Origin of the sequence: Streptomyces mexicanus, from assembly GCF_902506575.1 — a bacterium.
Lineage (GTDB): Bacteria > Actinomycetota > Actinomycetes > Streptomycetales > Streptomycetaceae > Streptomyces > Streptomyces mexicanus.
In genome coordinates, this window is sequence record NZ_LR732544.1 from 448927 (window position 1) to 453517 (window position 4591).

Annotated in this window: 3 protein-coding genes; 2 read left to right on the top strand and 1 reads right to left on the bottom strand. The window is 72.3% G+C overall.

From position 1 onward, the window contains the following. Positions 1–110 precede the first annotated feature (110 nt). Positions 111–1355, bottom strand: coding sequence for an FAD-binding protein (locus GV126_RS02140; protein WP_159662157.1), 1245 nt, complete (start codon positions 1353–1355; stop codon positions 111–113). Positions 1356–1568: 213 nt separating this feature from the next. Here GV126_RS02140 and GV126_RS02145 point away from each other — a divergent pair, with 213 nt between their 5' ends. Together GV126_RS02145 and GV126_RS02150 are read left to right on the top strand one after the other, a co-directional pair. Continuing rightward, the gene (locus GV126_RS02145; protein ID WP_159662158.1) at positions 1569–2906 is read left to right on the top strand and encodes a radical SAM protein; all 1338 of its coding nucleotides are present in this window, start codon (positions 1569–1571) and stop codon (positions 2904–2906) included. A 436-nt stretch (positions 2907–3342) separates the two neighbouring features. Beyond that, complete coding sequence (locus tag GV126_RS02150; protein WP_159662160.1) at positions 3343–4119, top strand: helix-turn-helix domain-containing protein; 777 nt, start codon at positions 3343–3345, stop codon at positions 4117–4119. Positions 4120–4591: the final 472 nt, after the last annotated feature.

A 4591-nucleotide genomic window follows, 5' to 3' on the forward strand; every position in this document is an offset into this window, starting at 1 on the left:
GTCGGTGGCCCACCGCCCGCCCCTGTCGGTGGCCCACCGCCCGTCCCGGCCGGTGGGCCGCCGCCGTGCTGCCGCCGTGCCGTTCGGCGGACCGCCCGCTCCCGGTCGGGTCAGCCGTCGAGCAGGTCCCGCAGGAAGGCGTTGGTGAACTTCCCGGACGGGTCCAGCTCCCGTGCCAGGGCCCGGAAGTCGTCCAGGCGCGGGTACCGTGCGCGCAGGACGGCGGCGGGCGTCGTGAACACCTTGCCCCAGTGCGGGCGCGGGTCGAAGGCGTCCAGCGCCTCCTCCAGGCGGCGCACCACCGGCAGCACCGCCCGGGTGTCCTCCACCCAGGTGAAGTGCAGCGCCACGGTGTCCCGGCCGTGGCTCGGGCCGAGCCACTGCGCGTCGGGGGCGACGGTGCGCACCTCGCAGGTCTGCAGCACGGGCGCGACGGTCTCCCGGATCCGCTCGACCGCGTGCAGTGCGTCCAGGGCGTGGCCGCGCGGCAGCAGGTACTCCGACTGCAGTTCGGCGCCGCTGCTCGGGGTGAACTCCGCCCGGAAGTGCGGCAGCCGCTCGTGCCAGGGGCCGGGCACGCCGAACTGCTGCGTGCAGTTCTCCGCCGGCATCCCGGGCACCGGGTGCAGCGCCACCTTCGCGGGCACCGCCCACGGGAACTCGGGCAGCGGCTGGTCGGTGCGCCGCTTGAGCCACACCTGCCGGAACCCCGGGTCCCGCCAGTCGGTGAACAGGCTGACGCTGTACGCGGCGGCGGCGACCGTCTCGAAGTCGAGGCCGGCCAGCGGCAGCTCCGTGAACAGGTGCTGCTCCACCTCGAACGTCGGCTCCAGGTCGAGGGTGAGCGCGGTGACGACACCGAGCGCGCCGAGGGAGGTGACCGCGCCGTCGAACCGGGCGTCGCCGCGCGCTATCCGCACCGTCGAGCCGTCCGCCGTGACCAGCTCGACCTCGCGGACGGGGGCCGCGAGCGGGCCGTTGGCCACGCCCGAGCCGTGGGTGCCGGTCGCCACCGAGCCGGCCACCGAGATGTGCGGCAGGGAGGCCATGTTGGGCAGGGCCAGGCCGTGCGCGTGGACCCGGCGGGCCAGTTCGGCGTACCGCACGCCGCCGCCGACCCGGACGGTGCGGGCGGCCGTGTCCACGTCCACCTCGGCGGGCAGCGCGTCCAGGCGGAGCAGGACGCCGTCGGGACCCGGGTCGGCGATCTCGTTGAAGGAGTGGCCGCTGCCCAGGACGCGCACCTTGGCACTGCGGGCGACCAGCTCCGCCAGCGCCCCGACGGTGGCCGGCCGGTGCACCTCCTTGGCGGTGTACGTGATGTTGCCCGCCCAGTTGGTCACGGCTGCGCTCATGCGGTCGTCCCTCCTGCTCCGTGGCCTCGGGCCACTCTTTTGGCGCCGAACCTACCCGACGCCACCGACAGCCCCCCGGGCGCACCCGTCCCGGCCCGCGCCGCCCGCCCGGCGGGGGGCGGTGTCGCGTGCCGAGCGGGGACCCGGCACGGCCGGCCGGCGGACGGGGGCATACGGTGGGAGCGAACGTCAAGGCCGGGAGGAGAGAGGTCGATGGGCAGCCGTACCGCGCTGGTCGAGGATCTGATGGAGCGCTTCCCGCACGTACCACGGGAAGCCGTCTTCAAGGAGGACCTGCTGCGCGGCGGTGTGGCCTTCGACCCCTCCGCGCTCAGCGACAACGAGGACGGCGAGGTCAAGCCGAAGTCGTACTTCATCTTCTCCTTCGACCACGGCACCCTGCCCGAGCTGGGCGAGGCCGCGCTGCGCCGCCCGCCGGAGGAGATCATCCTCACCGGCGGGCCGTACGACCTGCGGCGCACCGTCGTCTCCGTCCGGGTGAACCCCGCCTCGCCCTACCGGGTGGCCGCGGACGACGAGGGAATGCTGGGCCTCTACCTGGACGGCAGGCGGATCGCGGACGTGGGCGTGCCGCCGATGCCCGAGTACTACCGGCACACCCTCGCCAACGGGAAGTCCGTGATGGAGGTCGCCCCCACCATCCAGTGGGGCTACCTGATCTACCTCACCGTCTTCCGGGTGTGCCAGTACTTCGGCGCCAAGGAGGAGTGCCAGTACTGCGACATCAATCACAACTGGCGCCAGCACAAGGCCGCCGGACGCCCGTACACGGGGGTGAAGGACGTCGCGGAGGTCCTCGAGGCCCTGGAGATCATCGACCGGTACGACACCCAGAAGGCGTCCACCGCGTACACGCTGACCGGCGGCGCGATCACCTCGAAGGTCGCGGGCCGCGACGAGGCCGACTTCTACGGCCACTACGCCAAGGCCATCGAGGAGCGCTTCCCGGGCCGCTGGATCGGCAAGGTCGTCGCGCAGGCGCTGCCGAAGGCGGACGTGCAGCGGTTCAAGGACTACGGCGTGCAGATCTACCACCCCAACTTCGAGGTGTGGGACGAGTACCTGTTCAAGCTGTTCTGCCCCGGCAAGGAGCGGTACGTCGGCCGTGACGAATGGCACCGGCGCATCCTGGACTCCGCCGACGTCTTCGGCGCGCGCAACGTGATCCCGAACTTCGTCGCGGGTGTCGAGATGGCCGAGCCCTTCGGCTTCAAGACGGTCGACGAGGCCATCGCCTCCACCACCGAGGGCCTGCGCTTCTTCATGTCGCACGGCATCACGCCGCGCTTCACCACCTGGTGCCCCGAGCCCACCACGCCGCTCGGCAAGGCCAACCCGCAGGGCGCGCCGCTGGAGTACCACATCCGGCTGCTCCAGGCCTACCGGCAGACCATGGAGGACTTCGGGCTCTCCTCGCCCCCCGGCTACGGCCCGCCCGGCCCCGGCCGCGCCGTCTTCTCGGTCAGCTCCTTCATGGACAGCCTTCCGGCACAGGAGGACGCGCAGCCGACCGTGAGCGGCGGGAACTGAGCCGGTCAGAGCCGCGGCCGCGCCTTGCGCATGCCGTGGGGCGCGCCTTGTCCGTGTTGTGAAGAGCTCCGCGTCCGCCGTGAGCATCGGCTCAACTCCGTGATGACCCGCGTCGGTTGACCTTCGTCCGGGACGCAGGACACCCATGCCCGACCCGCCGAGCCCCAAGGACGCCGCCGAGGCCGCGCTCCTGGCCGAGTGCCGGGACGCGGTCCTGTCTCCTACGCCGACCTGTGCCCGGCCGGCTCGCCGGCCGCCGGCGGCGTGGCCGCGGAGGGCTACGCGCTCGGGCTGCGCGACGTGCGGCGGCGCGGCTTCGTGCCGGGAGGATTCACGCGGCGGCGTGGACCGGGCCGGGGTGCCCGCCGCCGGGCCCGTTGGCGCGGCAGGGGGCCGCGGGAGATCCTGGAGGGGCGGACCCCGGACCAGGGAGGGCATGCCCATGCACGCTCAGCCAGGCGATCGGCCGGAGGCGCACACCGGCCACGGGGCGGCACCTCCGGATGACGGGCAGGCGGCCCGCCCGGCGGCGAATGAGGCCGTCACGGCGCGCCCCGCGGCCCGCGCGACCCACCCGGGAGACATCGGGCGGCGCCTGGCGGACGCCCGCGTGCGCAGTGGGCTCAGCCTGGAGGAGGCGGCCGAGCGCGCCCGGATGTCGCCGCAGTACCTGGCCTACCTGGAGCAGCGGCCCTCGGACCCCACCCCGGCCACGCTGCTGCGGCTGGCCGACGTCCTGGGCACCACCCTGGAGGCGCTGCGCGGCGGCGACCAGGACCTGCCGCCGGGGCGGGGGCAGGCGTTGGCCCACCCCCGCCTGACGGACCTGAGCCCCGAGGAGTGCCGGTCGCTGCTGTCCACGCACGGCGTGGGACGCATCGCCCTGCGCACCGGGCAGGGCCCGGCCGTCCTGCCGGTCAACTACGACGTGGTGGACGACGCCGTCGTCTTCCGCACCGCGGCCGACGCCACCCCGGCGGCGGCCGTCGGCACCGAGGTGGCCTTCGAGGTCGATCACATCGACGACGCGATGAGCCAGGGCTGGAGCGTGCTCGCCGTGGGCACCGCCGAGGCCGTCACCGATCCGGAGGCGGTCGAACGGCTCGAACGGCGGGCCCACTCCGCGCCCTGGGCGGGCGGCACGCGCGCGCTGTGGGTGCGCGTCCGTCCCGCCCGGCTGACGGGACGGCGCATCACACCCGGCGGCCGGTGAGCGTCACGCCGCGGCGCAGCCGACCGAACCGACCGGATAGTCGTTGCCCGAGGACGTGGCGGTGAACCCGAACGTGACACTGCCGTCGGCCGGTACCGCACCGTTGTAGTCGGCGTTGCGCACCGTGACCGTGCCGTCGGACGCCGTGGACAGCGATCCGTTCCAGGCACTGCTGATCTTGGTCCCGGTGCCCGGCCGCCACGTCACCGTCCAGCCGTGCAGGGGCGCAGTGCCGTGGTTCATGACCTCCACCGAGCCCACGAGACAGGCAGAAATCTCGTATGCCGTCTTCTGCTTGAAAAAAAAAAAACAATTTATTACTCCCTCTGTAGCCCTTTGTCTTCTGGGGCTTGTTCCATCTTTCCTCTGTCATTTTCCTAACACTCTGCAAAGTTGTCTTTATCTGTTTTGTTTTTATTCATTCTGCTATTGCCAATTACTTTATAGATCCTCCCTTTTTATGTCCTGCTTA

Bases quoted from the DNA above. Each gene is read 5' to 3' on its own strand.
- GV126_RS02145 (WP_159662158.1), top strand. From the start codon at position 1,569: ATGGGCAGCCGTACCGCGCTGGTCGAGGATCTGATGGAGCGCTTCCCG.
- GV126_RS02150 (WP_159662160.1), top strand. From the start codon at position 3,343: ATGCCCATGCACGCTCAGCCAGGCGATCGGCCGGAGGCGCACACCGGC.
- GV126_RS02140 (WP_159662157.1), bottom strand. From the start codon at position 1,355: ATGAGCGCAGCCGTGACCAACTGGGCGGGCAACATCACGTACACCGCC.